The organism is Caulobacter sp. Root1472 (assembly GCF_001426985.1).
Classification (GTDB): domain Bacteria; phylum Pseudomonadota; class Alphaproteobacteria; order Caulobacterales; family Caulobacteraceae; genus Caulobacter; species Caulobacter rhizosphaerae.
Genome location: NZ_LMFX01000023.1, coordinates 365,400 through 383,768, shown reverse-complemented (window position 1 = coordinate 383,768; position 18,369 = coordinate 365,400). Strand labels below are relative to the sequence as shown.

General features: G+C 69.3%; 11 protein-coding genes. 8 read left to right on the top strand and 3 right to left on the bottom strand.

What is annotated here, in order from left to right; translation table 11 throughout:
* Positions 1 to 102: 102 nt before the first annotated feature.
* Entirely contained in the window at positions 103 to 1,866 is a 1,764-nt protein-coding gene (locus tag ASD47_RS16825) for an ATP-binding protein (protein WP_056759014.1), read from the top strand.
* Between the two features lie 25 nt (positions 1,867 to 1,891).
* Here the strand turns inward: ASD47_RS16825 and ASD47_RS16820 are convergent, their stop codons facing one another.
* Positions 1,892 to 2,926, bottom strand: a complete 1,035-nt coding sequence (locus ASD47_RS16820) for a cupin-like domain-containing protein (protein ID WP_056759012.1) — start codon at positions 2,924 to 2,926, stop codon at positions 1,892 to 1,894.
* Positions 2,923 to 3,600, bottom strand: a complete 678-nt coding sequence (locus tag ASD47_RS16815; RefSeq protein WP_056759010.1) for a SapC family protein — start codon at positions 3,598 to 3,600, stop codon at positions 2,923 to 2,925. Before ASD47_RS16815 ends, ASD47_RS16820 begins: the two co-directional genes overlap by 4 nt.
* 315 nt (positions 3,601 to 3,915) lie before the next feature.
* Between ASD47_RS16815 and ASD47_RS16810 the strand changes: the two genes are divergently transcribed.
* The 4 genes from ASD47_RS16810 to ASD47_RS16795 all read left to right on the top strand — a co-directional run bounded on the left by ASD47_RS16810 (position 3,916) and on the right by ASD47_RS16795 (position 12,282).
* Positions 3,916 to 6,879, top strand: a complete 2,964-nt coding sequence (locus ASD47_RS16810; protein ID WP_056759009.1) for a TonB-dependent receptor — start codon at positions 3,916 to 3,918, stop codon at positions 6,877 to 6,879.
* A 68-nt stretch (positions 6,880 to 6,947) separates the two neighbouring features.
* The gene (locus ASD47_RS16805; protein WP_082564654.1) at positions 6,948 to 8,492 is read left to right on the top strand and encodes a tryptophan halogenase family protein; all 1,545 of its coding nucleotides are present in this window, start codon (positions 6,948 to 6,950) and stop codon (positions 8,490 to 8,492) included.
* 104 nt (positions 8,493 to 8,596) lie between these two features.
* Entirely contained in the window at positions 8,597 to 11,272 is a 2,676-nt protein-coding gene (locus ASD47_RS16800; RefSeq protein ID WP_235525928.1) for a glycoside hydrolase family 3 C-terminal domain-containing protein, read from the top strand.
* A 50-nt stretch (positions 11,273 to 11,322) separates the two neighbouring features.
* Positions 11,323 to 12,282 carry an alpha/beta hydrolase gene (locus ASD47_RS16795; RefSeq protein WP_056759005.1) on the top strand — a complete coding sequence of 320 codons (960 nt, stop codon included), beginning with the start codon at positions 11,323 to 11,325 and terminating at the stop codon, positions 12,280 to 12,282.
* 49 nt (positions 12,283 to 12,331) lie between these two features.
* Here the strand turns inward: ASD47_RS16795 and ASD47_RS16790 are convergent, their stop codons facing one another.
* Entirely contained in the window at positions 12,332 to 12,985 is a 654-nt protein-coding gene (locus tag ASD47_RS16790; RefSeq protein ID WP_056759003.1) for a TetR/AcrR family transcriptional regulator, read from the bottom strand.
* Between the two features lie 148 nt (positions 12,986 to 13,133).
* Here ASD47_RS16790 and ASD47_RS16785 point away from each other — a divergent pair, with 148 nt between their 5' ends.
* The 3 genes from ASD47_RS16785 to ASD47_RS16775 are packed head-to-tail and all read left to right on the top strand — an operon-like array spanning position 13,134 to position 18,349.
* Positions 13,134 to 15,497: a TonB-dependent receptor gene (locus tag ASD47_RS16785; RefSeq protein WP_056759001.1), complete on the top strand. Its 2,364-nt coding sequence runs from the start codon at positions 13,134 to 13,136 to the stop codon at positions 15,495 to 15,497.
* Positions 15,498 to 15,499: 2 nt separating this feature from the next.
* Positions 15,500 to 16,717: a cytochrome P450 gene (locus ASD47_RS16780; protein WP_056759000.1), complete on the top strand. Its 1,218-nt coding sequence runs from the start codon at positions 15,500 to 15,502 to the stop codon at positions 16,715 to 16,717.
* Between the two features lie 6 nt (positions 16,718 to 16,723).
* The gene (locus tag ASD47_RS16775) at positions 16,724 to 18,349 is read left to right on the top strand and encodes a GMC family oxidoreductase (protein WP_200945267.1); all 1,626 of its coding nucleotides are present in this window, start codon (positions 16,724 to 16,726) and stop codon (positions 18,347 to 18,349) included.
* Positions 18,350 to 18,369: the final 20 nt, after the last annotated feature.

The following is an 18,369-nucleotide window of genomic DNA, read 5'->3' as shown; positions in this document are numbered from 1 at the left end:
GACCTGCCTCAAGTCCTTCGGGCGGTGCGTGTGGCGCCATGTCGCAACGCCCGAAGCGATCGACCAATGGCCTGTAAAGCGTAGCGCCTCCAAGCTGGCGGGATGACGTTGCGCGCCTACAGACCCTATTCGCAGCAGGCGTTCGAGAAGTACTACGCTCGAACCTATTCCGGTCACGTGTCCATGCGGATCGGCAGCATCGCCCTGGTGGCGATGGTCCTGCTCTTTCTCAAGGCGATGTCCCCGTGGGTGGCGGCAGGCTGGGTCGCCGCATACGTATCGTCCGAAGGCGCGACCATAGCTTGGTGGCGCCGGGTCGTGCCGCGCCTGGCCGTTGCGTCCCAGGAGCAGTTCGGGGCCTTCCAGAACCAGCTGATCGCCATCACGATCCTGCTGACCTCGACCTCCGCCGGACCGCTGCTTCTGGCCCATCCGACGACCAGCACGGCCGTCGTGACCCTGGTGATCGTCAGCGCCGGAATCCTGATGACCTGCGCCGCCCAGCACACCCTGACGCGCAGCATGTTCCTGTGGACCGCGCCGGTCCCGGCGATCGCCCTTCTCTACAGCGTAACCCGCCTGCAATCGGGGGGAGAGGCCTGGCTCCTGGCGGTGCTGGGGGTCTGCTTCGTGATCAACGCCCGCGACCTGCAGATCGCCAACGCCGCCTCCTATGACGAGGTGATCCAGGACCAGCTCGACGCCGAGAAGGCCAACGCCGCCAAGAGCGCTTTCCTGGCCACGATCTCCCACGAGATCCGCACGCCGCTGAACGGCATACTGGGCATGGCCCAGGCCATGTCGCGCGAGCCGATGAGCGGTCACCAGCAGGAGCGCTTGCGGGTGTTGCAGCAGTCGGGCGCCACCCTGCTGACCTTGCTCAACGACATGCTGGACATGGCCAAGATCGAAGCCGGCAAGATCCAGCTCGAAACCGTCGCCTTCGATCCCGAGGTCTTGGGCCAGGACGCGTGCGGCGCGTTCGGCGCCATCGCGGCGGAAAAGGGCCTCGCCCTGTCCTTCCAGGCGGACGGGCCGCGCGGCCTCTATCGGGGCGATCCCACGCGGGTGCGTCAGATCCTCTACAACCTGATCGGCAACGCGGTGAAGTTCACCGACCAGGGCCGCGTCGACGTGCGACTGGTGATCCAGGCGACGGGGTTCACCTTCGTCGTCGAAGACACCGGGGTCGGCTTCTCCGATGCGGCCCGGGCCGACCTGTTCGAGAAGTTCAGCCAGGGCGACGCCACCACGACCCGGCGCTTCGGCGGCACGGGGCTGGGCTTGCCGATCTCGCGCGACCTGGCCCGATTGATGGGCGGCGACATCACGGTCGAAAGCCGCCTGGGCTCGGGATCCGTCTTCCGCGTCGCCCTGCCCCTGGCGCGCGCGGAGCAGGCGGTCGCCGCTCCGCCGACGGCGCCGGCCGCCGACCGCCTGGCCACCGCGCCAGGCGGGCGCCTGGCCATCCTGGTCGCCGAGGACAATCCGACCAATCAGCTGGTGCTGCGCAGCCTGCTCGCCAGCGCGGGGGTCGACCTGGAGGTGGTCGAGGACGGCAGCCTGGCCCTGGAGGCCTGGCGGCGGCGGGTTTTCGACCTGATCCTGATGGACATCAACATGCCGGTCATGGACGGGGTCAGCGCCGCGCGCGCCATCCGGACCGAGGAACGCGCCAGCGCGCGTGTCCGAACCCCGATCATCGCCCTGACCGCCAACGCCATGGACCATCAGAGGCACGACTATCTGGCCGCGGGCCTGGACGCCCATGTGAGCAAGCCGATCGACCTGGCCGTGCTCTTCGCCGCCATCGCCGACGCCCTGGCGACCGCGCCGGCCGAATCGTCGGGGTGCTGCGGGGCGTGACGGCGACGGCCAGGCCCTGGCGCCGCTATCCGCCTCGCAACAGCCGCATGACGCTGGCGCGGATCCTTCCGTAGTTGCCCTGCGCCAGGGGCCCGAGAATCCCGTGGCGCTCGGGCGGCAGGTGCGCCAGCGGATGGCCGTCGGGCCGGAAGACATAGTGGTCGAAGAAGGCCCGCCAGGCCTGGCGCTCGGCCGGCGGTCGCTCGGCGATGGCGATCATCGCCAGCATCAGGGTGGCGAACGGCGCGTCGGGCCCCGCGGCGAACCCGTCCCACCAGTAGTTGACCAGCAGGTTTCGAGGATCGAGCGCCTCCACCTGATGCCACCACAGCTTGGGCAGGTAGAGGGCGTCGCCAGGTTCCAGCGCCACCACCAGGGCGCGGTCGCGCGCCGCCGCAAACCGCGGGAAGCGCGGGTCGCCCGGCTGCGCGCCGGCCGCGAGACCTATGGGTTGGCCTGCCATGGTGTGGTCGATCGGGCCCACATAGAGGTCCCCGATCGCGTCCGGAGGATAGAGCGTGAAACGCCGCCGGCCGGCCACCACGCAGGCCAGGTTGTCATAGGTGTCGTAGTGGCAGGCGACCTGGCTGGCGTTGCCGAGCCAGACGCGCGGCCGGGCCGCCGGCGGCAGGAAGGCGAGGTGATGATCCCTGTCGAAGCCGGGCAGATAGTCGTCCGTCGGCAGCGAGCCCATATAGACGCTGGCCAGGGCGGGATCGGCGGCCGCCTGGTCGATCCGATCGAGGGTCTGGCGGAGGGTCAGGGTCTCTCGGTCGAAATTGAATCCGTCCGCGCCGTCGCCGTAGTCGTAGCGTCCGGCGATGGCCGGCGCCCCGATGAAGGCCTGGCCCTTGTGTCCGACGTCGAAGGCGAGGAGATAGTCCGCAAGGTCCCGCCACGACCGACCAGCGGCGCGTGTGGAGGGCCAGTCGCGGCCCAGCTTCCGCAACACCACCGGCCGGCAGGCTTCCGCCACGCCTTGCCGGAACGTCGCGCTATCCAGGCCGCCCGTCGCGTCGATTTCGACGCCCCTCGGCTCGGGGGGCCGCTCCCGGCTCATGCCGCCAGTCGTTCGTTCTTCAGGTTCGCCAGCCTCGGCACCTGCCTGAGCGATCCGGCCATGGCGTAGATGAGTTGCAGGCGGCCTTGTCGAAACAGGTCGAGCGCGGCGGCGTCGTCCAGTTCGCCCAGCGCGTCGAGACTGACGGTGTAGAGCCCGGCCAGGCTCAGGGACCGGCCGTCGTCGAACGACAGGTCGACATCGATCGGCTCGACCAGCTTCAGGGCGACCAGCGATTGGATGAAGGCGTCCGTCTCCGGCACGCCAACGCTCAATTGTCCGAGCACGAGCTGAATGCGTCGCAGCGCCGGGGCGGGCTGCCCGTCCGCGCCGAAGAGCGCCGCGCCCCGCCCGGCGGAGAACCGCGGATGGCCTGGATCGATGGCGACGCCGCCGGGCGCCAGGAAGTAGCCCTGCCGTTCGACGTCGAGCGGGAGGAAGCCGCGCCGGCCTGCGCCGGCCCGCTCGAGAAGGTTTTCGCCCGGCTCGAAGCCGAACATGGCGCCGGCGTAGAACCGCCCGGTCTCCGAGTTCTTGGTCAGAAAAATCGGGCATGTCGCCGCGGCCGTTACGAACTCGCTCGCCACGATCTGAACGAAGTGCGTTCGCTCCAGGGAAGCGTCCGCCTGATGCAGGCCAAGATGGCGCTCGGCGTTCAGCAGTTCCAGGTCCATGTCGTTTCCTCGTTGGACGTCGCGAGGTCGAGCCCGCGTGCGCTAGCGATCGATAACCGTGATCGGCGGGCCGGTCCATCGGTGTACGCCGGCACGACAATTACACCTACAAATTGATCTTGATACCGCTACCTGTTAGCGCTACCTTCAAGGCAACAAAATAAAATCAGCGCAGGGAGGTTGCAATGCGATCGTGCCGTAAGGACGACGACTAGGGCTCCTTTTTTCCCAAATTTGAGACGTAACGGCCAGGATCTATGCGTCCGGCCGAGCGATAGCGCACGCGTTCATCCCAGAGAAAACAGGAGGGGAAACATGAAGGAAGCCCAGCTTAATAATCAGACCAATGAAACCTCACGGCGAGGCGTTTCGAAGGCCGCCTTGGTGGGGGCGTCCAGCCTCCTGACCCTGGCGCTCTGCGGCGCGGCCAGCGCCGCCGAGCGTGGGGGCGGGGAAACCATCGTAACGGCCGCGGCGATCGCCGCCCCGGCGGCGGAGCAGGCCCAAGAGCCCCAGCCGGGCGGCGCGACGGTCGTCGACGAGGTCCTCGTCACCGGCCTGCGCGGCTCGCTGCAGCGCAACCTCGACATCAAGCGCAACGCCGAGGGCGTCGTCGACGCCATTTCCGCGGAGGACATCGGCAAGTTCCCCGATTCCAACGTCGCCGCCTCGCTGCAGCGCCTGCCGGGCGTCTCGATCCAGCGCGCCGGGCCCCGCGGCGAGCCGCAAGGCATCACCGTTCGCGGCTTCAGCGGCGACTTCAACGAAACCCTCTATGACGGACGCCGGATTTCGACGGCGACGGGCGGACGCTCCGTGGACTTCAGCACGGTCGGCGCCGACTTCGTCGGCGGCCTGTCCGTGCTCAAGACGCCCGACGTCTCGCTGTCCAGCAGCTCGATCGGCGCGACGATCAATGTCCAGTTCCCCAAGCCGTTCGACCGCCCCGGCCGCCGCATGGCGTTCACCGCGTCCGGTTCGGTGCAGGACGACGCCGGCAAGGTGGTGCCGACCGTCGGCGCCCTGTTCAGCGACACCTTCGCGGACGACAAGTTCGGGGTGCTGGTCGACGCGATGTACACGCGCCACGACACCCAGACCAACCGCGTCTTTGTCAGCGGCTGGCCGGGCGGATACTACCGGCCGTGCCAGCTGACGCCCTCCTGTACGGACGCCCAGCTGAACGACCCGGCCGGCAAGACCGTCCTCGGCTGGTTCGAGCAGCAGTCCGGCGCCACCCAGGTCTACACCAAGGATGAACGCGTCGACGGTCGCATCGCCCTGCAATGGAGCCCGACCGAAGGCGTGACGGTCACCCTGGACGACAACTATTCGCGCCAGAACGTCCGCGCCGACAACTTCGGCTACGGGATCTGGTTCAACCAGGACAACTTGCGCAACGTCAAGCTGGACCAGAACGGGACGACGGTCGACTTCACCCAGGCCGGATCGCAGACCGACTTCACGGCCGGGACCGATCACAACATCCTGCAGACCAACCAGACCGGCCTGAACCTCAAGTGGGACGTGTCGGAGAACCTGAAGTTCGAGGCCGACGCCAGCTACGCCAAGAGCTGGCTCAACCCCGACGGCGGCGTCAGCAGCGACAACGCCGACGTGGGCTATGGCTTCGGCATCGGCCCGTCCCTGGGCATCAGCATCGGCGGCGACAGCAAGAACACCCTGCCGGTGCTGCACAGCTACGGCCCCAACGGCGACGCCGCGCGCTGGGCCGACACCTCGGTGATCGGCTCTCACGTCACCGTGCGCCAGGCCCAGGAGAACACCGACGTCGTCAAGCAGCTGCGGTTCGCCGGTTCCTGGGAGCAGGAAGGCTTCCGCATCAAGGCCGGCGGCAGCTACATGGAAGACCACTACCAGATCCAGCAGAGCAACACCTTCGTCAACAACTACTGGCAGGCCTATCCCGGCTATGGCCCCGCCTCGGGCGCCAACGGCGGGGTCATGATCCCGGCCAGCCTGTTCACCGGCAAGGTCAGCACCAAGAACTTCATCCCCGGCTTCGACGGCGCCCTGCCGCCGTACCTGCTGAAGTTCGACGCCCACGCCTACCAGCAGTACCTGACTAGCCTGGGCAATCCCCAGACCCAGAACATCCCCGGCTTCAACTACGGCGGCGGCACGGTCGGAACCCAGTTCACCGGCGCGTTCGACCTGGCGCTCGACAACGGCAGCATCCGCGACATCACCGAAAAGACCTGGTCGCTGTTCGTGAGGGCCAATTTCGACGTCGACGTGGCCGGCATGCCGTTCCACTTCAACGCCGGCGTGCGTGAGGAAAACACCCACGTCACCGCCAACGGCTTTGGTCAGCTGCCCACGGAGATCAGGCGCAACACGGGCGACCCGACCCTGCTGACGGTGGTCCTGAGCGATCCCCAGGCCGTCTCGACCAAGAGCAACTATTCCTACCTGTTGCCCAGCATCGACATGAAGCTGGAACTGACCGACAGCATCCACCTGCGTCTGGACGCCTCGCGGACCCTGACCCGTCCGGGCCTCAACCTGCTGACGCCCGTGCTCAGCGTCGGGACCGGCCAGCGGGTCGGCGCCTTGACCGGCAGCGGGGGCAGTCCGGCGCTCAAGCCGTACCTGGCCGACAACTTCGATGCGGCCGTGGAGTGGTACTACCAGCCCAACTCCTACGCCTCGATCAACTTCTTCATCAAGGATGTCAGCAACTTCATCGTGGGGGGCACCCAGCGCCAGACGATCAACGGCGTGATCGATCCGTCCACCGGCCAGGCGGCGCTGTTCAGCGTCACCCAGCAGGTGAACGGCCCCGAAGCGACGGTGCGCGGCGTCGAACTGGCCTGGCAGCACGTGTTCGGCGACAGCGGCTTCGGCTTCAACGGCAACGTCACCCTGGTCGACACCAACAAGCCCTATGACCGCACCGACATCTCCCAGAGCGGCTTCGCGATCACCGGCCTGGCCGACTCCGCCAACCTCGTGGCCTTCTATGACAAGAACGGCTTCGAAGCGCGGTTCGCGGTCAACTACCGCAAGGAGTATCTGCGCGCCTTCGGCCAGAACCAGAACACCGGCGCCTTCGGTTCGGAGCCGACCTTCGAGAACCCGAGCCTGCAGATCGACTTCAGCACCAGCTATGCGCTGACCAAGCAGGTCAACCTGTTCTTCGAAGCCCTGAATCTCACCAACGAGACCCAGAGCACCCACGGACGGTTCGACAACCAGCTGCTCGACGTCTTCGCCTATGGCCGGCGCTACACGGCCGGCGCCCGCTTCCGCTTCTAGGTCCCTCCCCTGACTGGGAAGATCGATCGTTCGGTCTTCCCAGTCGCTTTTTCCCGGGTTTCGCGGCCATGGTGCGTCCCATCAAGAACATCGTCATCGTCGGCGGCGGGACCGCCGGCTGGCTCACCGCCGGCGTCATCGCCGCCAAGCACAAGGCGCGCGCCGGGACGGGCTTCACCGTCACCCTGGTGGAGTCGCCCAACACGCCGATCATCGGCGTCGGCGAAGGCACCTGGCCGACCTTGCGCACGACGCTGGCGACGATCGGCGTCTCCGAGACCGACTTCTTCCGCGAATGCGACGCCGCCTTCAAGCAAGGGGCCAAGTTCGCGCGGTGGACCACCGGCGCCGCCGACGACGCCTACTATCACCCCCTGATGCTGCCCCAAGGCTTCTCGCAGGTGAACCTCGCCGCCCACTGGCTGGCCAATCCCGGCGAGCAGAGCTTCTGCGACGCGGTCACGCCCCAAGGACGGATCTGCGACGCCGGCCTGGGGCCCAAGACGATCACCGCGGCGCCCTATCAGGGCGCGGCCAACTACGCCTACCACCTCGACGCGGGCAAGTTCGCGCCGTTCCTGCAGCGCCACTGCTGCGGCAAGCTCGGCGTCCGTCACATCCTGGCCGACGTTCGAGGCGTCGCCATGACCGACGACGGCGACATCCGCGGCGTGGTCACCGAGCAGGCCGGCGAGATCCAGGGCGATCTCTTCGTCGACTGCACCGGCTTCCGCGCGCTGCTGCTGGGCGAGGCGCTCGGCGTGCCGTTCAAGGATTGCGGCGACGTCCTGTTCTGCGACACGGCCCTGGCGATCCAGGTTCCCCATGAGCACGAGAACGCGCCGATCGCCAGCCACACGATCTCTACAGCCCAGTCGGCCGGTTGGATCTGGGACATCGGCCTGCCCACGCGCCGGGGGACCGGGCACGTCTATTCCAGCCGCCACATCTCCGACGAGGACGCCGAACGCGAGCTGCGCGCCTATATCGGGCCGGCGGCGCGCGACCTGCCGGCGCGCAAGATCCCGATCCGCTCGGGCCATCGCGAGACGTTCTGGAAGCGAAACTGCGTGGCCGTGGGCCTGGCCGCCGGCTTCCTGGAGCCGCTGGAAGCCTCAGCCATCGTGCTGATCGAGCTGTCGGCCAAGATCATCGCCTCGCAGATGCCGGCCTGCCGCGAAGTGATGGATGTCGTCGCCGCCCGCTTCAACGCCACGACCCACTATCGCTGGGGCCGGATCATCGACTTCCTCAAGCTCCACTACGTGCTCAGCAAACGGTCCGACACCGCCTTCTGGCGCGACAACCGGGACCCGGCCACGGTGCCCGAGCGCCTGGCCGACCTCCTGAGGCTCTGGCGCCACCAACCCCCATGGCTGCACGACGAGTTCGACCGGGTGGAAGAGGTGTTCCCGACCGCCAGCTACCAGTACGTCCTCTACGGCATGGGCTTTCGGACCGAGATCGAACCGGAAGCCCTGGCGGACGAGCGCGTGTTGGCCGAGCGGGCGATGCGCGAAAACGCCGTCCAGACCGAACGGCTGAGCGCCAGCCTGCCGCGCCACCGCGACCTGATCCGGAAGATCGTCGAGCACGGCCTGCAGCCGGTATGACGCCGCGCCGCCTCGGACCGCGGCCCAAAGGCCCCGCGCCGCGAAACCTCAGGAACCATCACCAGGGTCGAACAATGCTTGGATCGAAAGGGCGTCGGCCCGTCTTGCTCGCGACCGTCTCGGGCGCGCTTTGGCTATGCGCCGCCCTCCCCCAGCCGGCGACCGCCGCGCCGCTCGCGCCGACGCTCTCGAAAGAGCGCGCCGAGGCCGATCGCCTGGCGGCCCAACTGGTCGGCAAAATGACGGTGGACGAGAAGGTGGAGCAACTGCTCAACACCGCCCCGGCCATTCCGAGGCTGGGCGTCCCCGCCTATAATTGGTGGACGGAGTCGCTGCATGGCGCGCTCGGCGCCCTGCCCACCACCAACTTTCCGGAACCGATCGGCCTGGCCGCGACCTTCGACCCCGCGCTGGTCCACGATGTCGCCGGCGCGATCGGGTCGGAAGTCCGGGGGCTGCACACGCTGGCGCGACGCACGGGCCGGATGGGGCGGATCGGCACGGGCCTGGACACCTGGTCGCCCAACATCAACATCTTCCGCGACCCGCGCTGGGGCCGGGGCCAGGAGACCTATGGCGAGGACCCGTTCCTGACCGCCCGCATGGGGGTCGCGTTCGTGCAGGGCGTCCAGGGGCCCGATCCGGACCTGCCCCAGGTGGTGGCCACGCCCAAGCACTTCGCCGTCCACAGCGGCCCGGAATCGACCCGCCACAGCGCCAATGTCTTCGTCTCGCGCCATGACCTGGAGGACACCTACCTGCCCGCGTTCCGCGCCGCGATCGTGGAGGGTCGGGCCGGCTCGGTCATGTGCGCCTACAACCGCATCGATGGTCAGCCCGCCTGCGCCAGCGACCTGCTGCTGAAGGATCACCTGCGCCAGGCCTGGGGCTTCAAGGGCTACGTCGTCTCCGACTGCGACGCGGTCAAGGACATCAGCGACCATCACAAATACGCCCCGGACGCGGCCACCGCCGTGGCCGCCGCGATGCGGGCCGGCGTCGACAACGAATGCAACGGCGCGACGCTGACCGACACGGACGGGCTCGCCGACCGCTACCGCGAAGCCCTGAGCCGCGGCCTGATCAGCGTCGCTGACGTCGATCAGGCCCTGGTGCGGCTGTTTTCGGCCCGTTTCCGTGCCGGCGATCTTCCCGGCGTCCGCAAACCGGAAAGCGCCTTGGCCTCGCCCGCCGAGATCATGACACCCGAGCATGCCGCCCTGGCGCTGGCGGCCAGCGAGAAGAGCCTCGTCCTGCTGAAGAACGACGGCGTCCTGCCGCTCAAGGCCGACACGCGGATCGCGGTGATCGGACCGCTGGGCGACGCCACCCGGGTGTTGCGCGGCAACTATTCCTCGGCCTTGTCGGCGCCGCCCGTCTCGGTGCTGGAAGGCCTGCGGCGGGCGATGCCCGGCGCCCAGATCGTGCAGGCGCCCTTCGGCGCGGCGTTCACCGACGGCGACCGCGTGCCGACCTCGGCGCTGCGTTCGCCCGACGGCGCGCCGGGGCTCCTGGCCCGCTACTATAATCCGGCCGAGCCCCCGCCCAAGCGCTTCGCGCCGGGCACGTTCGGCGAGATCGTGGCGAAGATGCGCTTCGCCGACCAGCCCGTGGTGACGCGCCTGGAACCGGACGTCGCCGCCCGCAGCCTGGACCTGGCCGCCGTTTCCGATCACCACCGCGTCGTCTGGACCGGCTTCCTGGTCCCGCCGGAGAGCGGGACCTACAGGCTGGGGCTGACCGGCTTCAACGGCGCGCTCAAGCTGGACGGCAAGCCTTTCGCCGACCTTCGCAAATCCGGCTGGGGCAGCCTGCCGACCCTGAAGACGATCAAGCTGGAAAAGGGCCGCAAGTACGCTGTCGAGATCGTCTCGGAATCCCACGCTCTGTCGGGCGTCGATCTTGTCTGGAAGCGGATCTCCAACGATCCCGCGGGCGACCTGAAGGCGGCCGCCGCCCAGGCGGACGTCCTGGTCGCGGTCGTGGGCCTGACCTCAGACCTGGAGGCCGAGGAGGCGCCGGTCGACGTCCCGGGCTTCAAGGGCGGCGACAAGACCACGCTGGACATCCCGCCCGATCAGCAGGCCTTGCTGGAGCAGGCTAAGGCCCTGGGCAAGCCGCTGGTCGTGGTGACCATGAACGGCAGCCCCCTCAACCTGTCGTGGGCCAAGGACAACGCCTCGGCCATCCTCGAAGCCTGGTACCCCGGCCAGTCCGGCGGACTGGCGGTCGCCAACGTGCTGTCGGGCAAGACCAATCCGTCCGGGCGCCTGCCGCTGACCTTCTATCGTTCCGTCGACGACCTGCCGCCGTTCGGCGACTACGCCATGGCCGGGCGGACCTATCGCTATTTCGAGGGGACCCCCGTCTACCCGTTCGGTTACGGGCTCAGCTACACGCGGTTCGCCTATGACCCGTTGAAGGTCGAACCGGCGGCGGGCGGCGCGGGCAAGGGACTGCGGGTGACGACCCGCGTACGGAACGTCGGGGAAAGGGCCGGCGACGAGGTGGCCCAGCTCTATCTCGACTTCCCGGACACGCCCGGCGCGCCCCGCCTGGCCCTCCGCGGCTTCCAGCGGCTCTCGCTCAAGCCGGGCGAGGCGCGGACCGTGACGTTCGCCCTGACCCCGCGCGACCTCAGCTCGGTGGATCTCGACGGCCGGCGCCGGGTCGCGGCGGGTCGCTATCGGGTGAGCGTCGGCCCCGGCCAGCCGACCGCCGACGCGCCCGGACGATCGGCCGACGTCTCGGTCGACGCCGATGTCGGCCTGCCTCGCTAATCGCGTCGATCAGAAGACGTGAAGGTCAACGACAACAAGGGAGCACGACAATGAGAAGCCTCAACCTGCCGCAATGGGCGCGCCCCGCCTGGACGCGTCTGGCCGCCGTCGGCCTGGCCGCCGCCTGCGTCATGGCCGCGCCGGCCCACGCCCAGGACGACAAGATGCAGCCCGTGCCGATCCCGGCCCAGCCGAACGCCATCGACCTCGGCACCGGCCCGTTGCCGGGAGCCACCGCGCCGGAGTCCTGGCACCGCCAGTACGGCAGCCTGTTCGCCCGCAACGTCACCGTCGCCACCCTGACCCCGTTCCTTCCGGACCCCGCCAAGGCGACGGGCGCGGCCGTGATCGTGACGCCGGGCGGCGGGTTCCGCACCCTGTCGATGGACAACGAGGGCTACGACGTCGCGCGCGCGCTCGCCGACAAGGGCGTGGCCGCTTTCGTGATCAAGTATCGGCTGAACCAGACGCCGGCGGACATGGCCGGTTTCGAACGCTCGATGGCCGAGATGTTCTCGGCCACCGCCGCCCGGCCTCCGCGACCGTCTCCGCAAGCGGCGATCGCCGGCCTGGCGCCTCAGCTTGCCGATTCCCGCGCCGCCTTCGCCCTCGTGCGCAAGCGCGCGGCCGAGTGGCATGTCGACCCCGACCGCATCGGCATGGTGGGCTTCTCGGCGGGCGCCATGCTGACCCTGGCGACCACCCTGGCCGGGGAAGACGCCAAACCCGCCTTCATCGGCCTGATCTACGGGCCGCTGGCGCCGGTCACCGTCCCGGCCGACGCCCCGCCGATGTTCGTGGCCCTGGCCGCCGACGACCCCTTCTTCGCCAACAGCGGATTTGGCCTGATCGACAGCTGGAAGGCCGCCAAGCGACCGGTCGAGTTCCACCTCTACGAACAGGGCGGCCACGGCTTTGGCATGTACCCCAAGACGACCACCAGCACCGGCTGGTTCGACGCCTATGTCCGCTGGCTGGGCATGCACGGCCTGTTGAAGCGGGCGCACTAGATCCGGCTCCGGGCGGGTCCGCCCGCCCGGCGTTCCGGTCACGCCGGGACTACCCGCCCCGTTGCGCCCACCCGGCGAAGCCGGCGCAGAAGAAGGCCACCCTGGGCGCCAGCAGATCTTCGATCGTGCCGTCCGGCGCGAAGGTCAGCAGGCTCATGATCCCTGACGCCAGCACCATGTCGGTGAACAGCACGGCGGCTTCAGTCGTATTCGCGGGCGGCAGCATGTCCTTGCGGATCAACTCCGCGAAGACGTTCTCGAGCTGCTGCAGAAGGTGATCTCGGCCGGCGCGCCCCAGCGGCGCCTCGTCATGCGAGAAGTTGCCCCCCTCGGCGATGATGATGCGCGTCAGAAGCGGAGCCGACGGCGACCGCACGGTGATGTCGGCCGCGATCTCGAGAAGCGCCTCCTCCGCCGAGGCCGCGCCGTCCAGGTCATAGTGCTGCAGGCGCTCGTCGATCACGCCCTTCACGGCGTCCAGGAGCAACGCCCGCTTGTCCCGATAGCGCGCATAGAGCGTGCGGCGGGTGACCCCCGCCAGCCTGGCGATCTCGACGATGGACGCGCCCTGGAAGCCCTTGGAGGCGAAGACCTCGAGGGCCGCCGCGCGGATCACGGCGTTCTTGGCCTCGACATCCAAGGCGTTCGGCCGGCCGCGCCGCTTGGCCGCCGAGGTCGATATCGCATACGCGCTGACCGCCATTCTAAATATCCACCGGTGTTGCCATTAAGCGCCCGCAAGAAGACCCTCACCCTACCACCACACCTTCAGACGGTGGGCAATGGCAGGCGATCAACGCCGTGCCGAGGAAACGACAGGGGCCGCGGCGACCCGCGGCGGGGGATGAACGATGACCAGTTTCCACAGGCGCCTTCTGCTCGTCACGACCGCCGCGACGGCGCTCCTGACCACCGCCGCCGCCCAGGCCCAGGCCCAGGCCCCGTCCGCCGCGCCCGCCGCGTCGCCCGACACCGCCGCCAAGCCCGTCACGGCGCTGGAAGAGGTCGTCGTCGTGGCCCGCCGCCGGGAGGAGAACATCCAGGCCGTCCCGGTCGCCGTCACCGCCGTCTCGGGCAAGACCATCGAGAAGGCCGGCGTGACCTCGGTCGCCCTGCTGGGGCAGCAGACCCCGGCCCTGGTCATCGCGCCGACCACCAGCCGCGCCACCCCCGCCTTCGCCATCCGCGGCCAGCGCCAGCAGGACTATCTGCCGACGGTGGACCAGTCGGTGGCGGTCTATGTCGGCGACCTCTACCTGTCGCGCCAGTTCGGCATCGACCAGGCCCTGTTCGACATCGCCTCGGTGGACGTGCTGCGCGGCCCGCAGGGCACCCTGTTCGGCCGCAACTCGACCGGCGGCGCGATCATCATCCGCCCCGCCGCGCCGACCCACCAGTTCGAAGGCTACGCCGCGGCGACCATCGGCGACTATGACCGGCGGCAGTTCGAGGCGGTGATCAATATCCCGATCGCCGACGACCTGGCCCTGCGCCTGGGCGGCATGACCTTCAAGCGCGACGGCTATGTCACCAACGTCGCCACCGGCACGGACATCGACAACGAAGACTATTCGGCCCTGCGCGGCACGCTGAAGTTCGACCCTGCGGGCGGCTTCGACTCAACGACCATCGCCAACTATTTCAAGTCCGACGGCGGCGGCACGCCGTTCGTGCTGAGCGACGTCAGCCCGTCCAACAGCGCCCCGGTGCGCCTGCTGGGCCTGGAAGCCCCGCTGCGCGGCCTGCTGGCCCAGCAGCAGCAACGCGGCTTCTACCAGACCGCCCAGGACATCGACCCCCGCACCCGGGTCAAGACCTTCGACGTCCAGAACTCGACCGCCTACGAATTCGACGGCGGCCCCACCCTGCGCAACATCGTCGGCTACCGCGACACCTCGTTCTCCGACCTGAACGACATCGACGGCTCGCTCGCGCGCATCCTGGAGATCCAGAACAACTACGAGGGCGACCAGGTCTCCGACGAGCTGCAGCTGTCCGACCACACCGGCATACTGAACTGGATCACCGGGCTCTATTATTTCCGCGAGACCGGCTCCAACGACACGACCAGCTATACCGGGTCGCCGGTTCTGGACAATTTCATCAACCCGCGCCTGCAGCAGTTCAGCGTCAAGAACGTCTCCAAGTCGGTCTACGGCCAGGGGACCTTCGACCTGGCCGCCCTGAAGCCGGGCCTGACCTTCACCGTCGGAGCGCGCTACACCTGGGACGAGCGCAAGGCCGACCTGCGCTCGCTGCAGGCCGTGGGCGTCGCGCCGGGGACGCCGACCCTGCTGGGCTTCCCCTCGCCGGGCGAGCGCTGCCTCAGCAGCACGGCCGACGGCTTCGGCGCCTATCCCGATTGCTCGATCGCGCTCAGCACCAGCTTCAGCAAGCTCAGCTACAACATCAGCCTCGAATACAAGCCCGCCGACGGCGTGCTGCTGTACCTGGCCACGCGCCAGGGCTACCGCTCGGGCGGCTTCAACGCCCGCGCCCAGCTGGCCTACCAGCTGACGCCGTTCCGGCCCGAAGTGGTGCGCGACGTCGAAGCGGGGATCAAGGCCGATTGGACCGTGGCCGGCGCGCCGGTCCGCACCAATCTCAGCGTCTATTACAGCGACTTCAAGGACGCCCAGCGGCTGGCCCCGAACCTGATCGGCGGCGTCGTCACCACCGATGTGGTCAACGCCGCGGCCGCCCATGTGCAGGGCGCGGAGCTGGAGTTCTCGGTCATCCCGGTCTCGCCGCTGACGATCGGCGGCTTCGTCTCCTACGCCGACGCGGCCTATGACGAATATGTCGTCCCCGGGCCCGGCGGGGTGGGCGTCCGCGACCTGTCCGACACCGCCCGCTTCGCCCAGACGCCGAAGTGGACCTACAGCCTCAACGCCCGCCTGGCGGTGCCCACGCCCTCGGCGTTCGGCGACCTGTCGCTGTCGGCGACCTACTACCATCAGGGCTCGGTCTACGTCACCGACAACACCGAGCCGGCCGGCCACCTCGCCGGCTGGGGCACGCTGGGCCTGCGCGCGGACCTGGAGCGGGTGGGCGGCAAGCCGGTCGACCTGGGCGTCTTCGTCCGCAACGTCACGGGCGAGAAGTACTATGTGGCCGGCCAGACGCTGAACAACGACATCGGCTTCGCCTCGCGCATCCCCGGCTCGCCGCGCACCTTCGGCGTCTCCCTGCGCTACAGCTTCGGCGGCCGCTAGCCATGGCCGCCGCTCCGGCCGCGCCCGCGCATGTTCCGGCGCACATGGTGTTCGCCTTCGACATCTTCGACGACGCGCGGCTGAAGCCCGATCCCCAGGCCGGCTACACGGCGCTGCTGGGCCAGGCGCCGGACCTGTTCTACACGCCGCTGAACGGCGGCCACTGGGTGGCCACGCGATACGAGACCATCAGCCGGATCCTCAAGGATCCGGCGACCTTCTCGAACCGCAACATGCAGATCCCGAAGTCCGACCAGACCTTCGTCATGCTGCCGCTGACCCTGGACCCGCCCGAGCACGCGCCCTACCGCCAGATCCTGATGCAGCAGTTCTCGGCCAAGGCGATGCACGCCCTGGAGCCGCACATCCGCGCGTGGGCCGAGCGGCTGCTCGACGCTGTCGCAGACCAGGGCGCCGACCAGGGCGCCTGCGATTTCGTGGCCAGCGTGTCCGGCCTGCTGCCGGTGTCGGTGTTCATGCAGCTGATGGGCCTGCCGCTGGACCGGCTGGAGGAGTTCCGGGCCTGGGTCGACGAGAGTTTCGCCGCCAGCGACTCCGACCATCGCATGGCGGTCTACGGCCGGATCATGGGCTTCATGGGCGAGGTCATCGCCCAGCGCGCCCAGGCGCCGCGGGACGACCTGGTCAGCCGCCTGCTGGCCGCCGAGATCGACGGGCGCCGGCTGAGCCTGGACGAGGTCCAGGGCATGAGCCTGCTGCTGTTCATCGCCGGCATGGACACGGTCGCCAACGCCCTGTCGTTCGGCGTGCGCCACCTGGCCCAGAACCCCGACCTGCAGCGGGAGGTCGCCGCCGATCCGGCGCTGATCCCCGGCCTGGTCGACGAGATCCTGCGCCGCTACGCCTTCACCAGCACCCAGCGGATCGTCGCCCAGGATGTCGAGCTGGACGGCGCGCCGATGAGGGCCGGCGACATGCTGTTCCTCAGCTTCGCCACGGCGGGCGTCGACGACCGGTTCGGCCCCGACGCCCAGGCCTTCGATCCGCGCCGCGCCAACGCCGACGAACACCTGACCTTCGGCGGCGGACCGCACAAGTGCGCCGGCCGCCACCTGGGGCGGATCGAGATGCGCATCCTGTTCGAGGTGCTGCTGGCGCGGTGGCGGAACATCCGGCTGACGCCAGGCGCCGCCCAGCACATCCGGGCCGGCAACGTCATCGCCATGGACCGGCTGGACATCCAGTTCGAGACGGCCTGACCCGGCATGTCGGAGATCGCGGACATCTACGACTATGTGATCGTCGGGGCCGGTTCGGCCGGCTGCGTCCTGGCCGACCGGCTGACGCGCGACAGCCGCCACAGCGTCCTGCTGATCGAGGCGGGGCCGGAGGACTCCAACCCGCTGATCCGGATGCCGAAAGGCTTCGGCAAGCTGCTGGGCGATCCCCGGCACGTCTGGTGGTTCGACGCCCAGCCCGACCCCGGCGGTCCCAACACGCCGGCGCGCTGGCATCGCGGCAAGACCCTGGGCGGCTCCAGCGCCGTCAACGGCATGGTCTACACCCGCGGCGATCCCAGCGACTACGACGCCTGGGAAGCGCTGGGCCTGACCGGCTGGAACTGGGCCAGCATGGCCCGGGCCTTCAAGGCGATCGAGAACCATGAGCTGGGCGAGGCTGAAACCCGCGGGGTCGGCGGTCCCCTGCACGTCTCGCCGATGCACGAGCCGAACGCGGCCGGCGACGCCTTTATCGCCTCGGCCCAGGCCATGGGGCTGCCGCTGAAGGCGGACCTCAACGACCCCTCCGACCAGGAGGGCGTCGGCTACGCCATGCGCACCATCAAGAGCGGCGCGCGGTTCAGCGCGGCCGAGGCCTTCCTCAAGCCGGCGCGGCGGCGGCCGAACCTGCGGGTGGTGACCGACACCCAGGTCGAGCGGCTGGTCTTCGACGGCGGCCACGTGGTCGGCGTCGCCTGCACGGGCCCGCGCGGCGCGTTCGAGGCGCGATGCGGCCGGGAGGTGATCCTGGCGGCCGGCGCGCTGAACTCGCCCCGGATCCTGCAACTGTCGGGCATCGGCCCCGCCGCCGTCCTGGCCGCCGCCGGCGTCCAGCCGCGCCTGGATCGCGCCGCCGTGGGCCGGCACATGCGCGAGCACCGGGTGCTGTTCATGCAATACCGGCTGAACGGCCCGCGCCTGAGCCAGAACCGCGAACTCTCCGGCCTGCGCCTGATCGGCAATGTCCTGAAATACATGGCGCTGCGGCGCGGGGTGATGGCTCAGGCGGCCTATGAGGTCGGGGCCTTCCTGCGCTCGCGGCCGGGCCTGGATCGTCCCGACGTCCAGCTGCTGATGGGGCCGTTCTCGCTGGCGCTGAAGGACGCGGCCGCCGGCGGGCCGCTGCCCGAGGCCTTGCCGGGCCTGCAGTGCCTGACCCTGCCGCTGCGCCCGACCAGCGAGGGCGAGGTGCTGATCTCGGCCGATCGCGCCGACGCGCCCCTGACCATCCGGCCCAACTTCCTGTCGACCGACGAGGACCGGGTGTCCGCCGTCGCCGGCGTGCGCTTCGTGCGCCGGCTGGTCGCCGCGGGACCGCTGGCCCAGCTGGTCGTCGAGGAGACGGTCCCGGGTCCCGACATCCAGTCGGACGCGGACATCCTGGCCGCCTACCGCCTGTTCGGCTCGCCCGGTTACCACGCCGTGGGCACCTGCCGCATGGGCGCCGGCGACGAGGCGGTGACCGATCCGCGGCTGCGGGTGCGCGGCGTCGCGGGCCTGCGCATCGTCGACTGCTCGGTGATGCCCGCCATCCCGTCGGGCAACACCAACGGTCCCGTCATGGCCCTGGCCTGGCGGGCCGCCGATCTCATCCTCGAAGACGCCGCGTGATGCGGCCCCGTCCAGCCTTG

Coding starts and splice junctions, on each gene's coding strand:
- ASD47_RS16790 (WP_056759003.1), bottom strand. CDS start 12,985: ATGGCGGTCAGCGCGTATGCGATATCGACCTCGGCGGCCAAGCGGCGC.
- ASD47_RS16825 (WP_056759014.1), top strand. CDS start 103: ATGACGTTGCGCGCCTACAGACCCTATTCGCAGCAGGCGTTCGAGAAG.
- ASD47_RS16795 (WP_056759005.1), top strand. CDS start 11,323: ATGAGAAGCCTCAACCTGCCGCAATGGGCGCGCCCCGCCTGGACGCGT.
- ASD47_RS16775 (WP_200945267.1), top strand. CDS start 16,724: ATGTCGGAGATCGCGGACATCTACGACTATGTGATCGTCGGGGCCGGT.
- ASD47_RS16810 (WP_056759009.1), top strand. CDS start 3,916: ATGAAGGAAGCCCAGCTTAATAATCAGACCAATGAAACCTCACGGCGA.
- ASD47_RS16815 (WP_056759010.1), bottom strand. CDS start 3,600: ATGGACCTGGAACTGCTGAACGCCGAGCGCCATCTTGGCCTGCATCAG.
- ASD47_RS16805 (WP_082564654.1), top strand. CDS start 6,948: ATGGTGCGTCCCATCAAGAACATCGTCATCGTCGGCGGCGGGACCGCC.
- ASD47_RS16785 (WP_056759001.1), top strand. CDS start 13,134: ATGACCAGTTTCCACAGGCGCCTTCTGCTCGTCACGACCGCCGCGACG.
- ASD47_RS16780 (WP_056759000.1), top strand. CDS start 15,500: ATGGCCGCCGCTCCGGCCGCGCCCGCGCATGTTCCGGCGCACATGGTG.
- ASD47_RS16820 (WP_056759012.1), bottom strand. CDS start 2,926: ATGAGCCGGGAGCGGCCCCCCGAGCCGAGGGGCGTCGAAATCGACGCG.